This is a genomic window from Alcanivorax sp. HI0083, from assembly GCF_001635175.1.
On the sequence record NZ_LWFX01001477.1, the window covers coordinates 1 to 1,604 of the forward strand.

Sequence of the window (1,604 nt, forward strand, 5' to 3'; positions counted from 1 at the left end):
GTTCGACGGCAAAGACGCGCTTTACGAATGGGTGTTCCGGCTGGCCAGTTTCGCCGTGGCCACGCCGGTGGTGTTCTACTCCGGTTTGCCGTTTTTCCAGGGAGCCTGGCGCGGCCTCAAGCAGGCACGCCTGACCATGGATGCGCCCATCGCACTGGCACTGCTGCTGGCCTGGGCCGGCAGCCTGGTGATGATGGCCACCGGAGGCAGGCACGTCTATTTCGATTCCGCTGCCATGTTTGTGTTCTTCTTGCTGGCCAGTCGCTGGTTGGAGCAGCGTCAGCGCATGACGATCCAGCAAGCTTACCGGCGAGTCAGCGATACCCTGCCCCAGGCCGTACGCCGCCTTGATGGGCAGCAGATAGCGCACTGGATCAGCGCCCGCCAGGTGGCCAAAGGAGATCGCCTGCAGCTAATACAGGGTGACATTATTCCGGTGGATGGGATCCTTATCGAAGGCCGCGGTGCTTTCGACGAATCGGCACTGAATGGCGAGCCTTTGCCGGTAAGCCATGGCATTAATGATCCGGTCCATGCCGGCAGCCGACTGGTGGAAGGCAATATCGTGCTGGAAGCCTCGGGGCCTGCATCCTCCAGCCTGGTGGCAAAAATCGCTGAGCAGGTGGAGCACGCCCAGCACGAACGCGTGGAAGTGGTCAGGGACTGGCAGCGCATCGCGCCGCTGTTTACCGGCGGCATTCTGTTGCTGGCCGCAACGACCTTTATCTGGCACTGGCCCGCCGGCGCTGCCCTGGCGTTTGAACATACCCTGGCAGTACTGGTGGTGACCTGCCCTTGCGCGCTGGCTCTTGCTGTCCCCCTGACCCTGTCATCGACACTGGGCACCGCATTGCGCGAAGGCATCCTGGTTGCCTCACCCCGGCAGCTTCTGCGCTGCACCGCGGTGAAAGGTGTGCTGTTTGATAAAACCGGCACGCTCACCGCTGGCCAGTTTCGTATTGTCGATACAAAGGCAGCCAACAGCACGACGCCGGAGCAGGATCTGTTGGCGATTGCCGCCGCACTGGAGTGGAATAATCCGCACCCGCTGGCAAAGCCCTTTCAGCAATATTCCCGCCACCCCGGTGTCACGGCGCTTCATGCCGACCATACGGGAGTCACTGGCATGCTGCTGGGTAATACATGGCGTATCACCGGTGCGCCGGATCAGGCGCGCCCCGGCACAACCTGCCTGCAGCTGCTTTGCGATAATGAAGTACGGCTTTACGTATGGCTGCAGGACCCAGTTCGCACAGAGGCAAGCGCCGTGGTGAAAGCCCTGACAGGCCTTGGTATCACCTCGCGACTGGCCAGTGGTGACAATGCCCAGGCGGTGAACGCAGTCGCCGATCAGCTGGAAATCCGTGAGCGGCGCTACCAGCAAAAGCCTGCTGATAAAGCCGCATGGCTCGAGCAACTGGAAAGCAGTGCGCCGCAAATGATGATCGGTGACGGCATCAATGATGCCCAGGCCATGGTCGCCGCCTCGGTCTCCGTTGCGACTGGAAATGCGACCAGTCTGGCCCAGCGGGCGGCTGGACTGTTCCTACTTCATGACACGCTCAACGCGGTTCCTGCCCTACCTCGCCTTTCCCGGCTTTGTC

1 protein-coding gene is annotated in these 1,604 nt (G+C 61.6%); it reads left to right on the top strand.

Annotated features, from left to right (window positions below; translation table 11 throughout):
* On the top strand, positions 1-1,604 hold a 1,604-nt coding region (locus tag A3754_RS22415; protein ID WP_063521383.1), incomplete at both ends, for a cation-translocating P-type ATPase.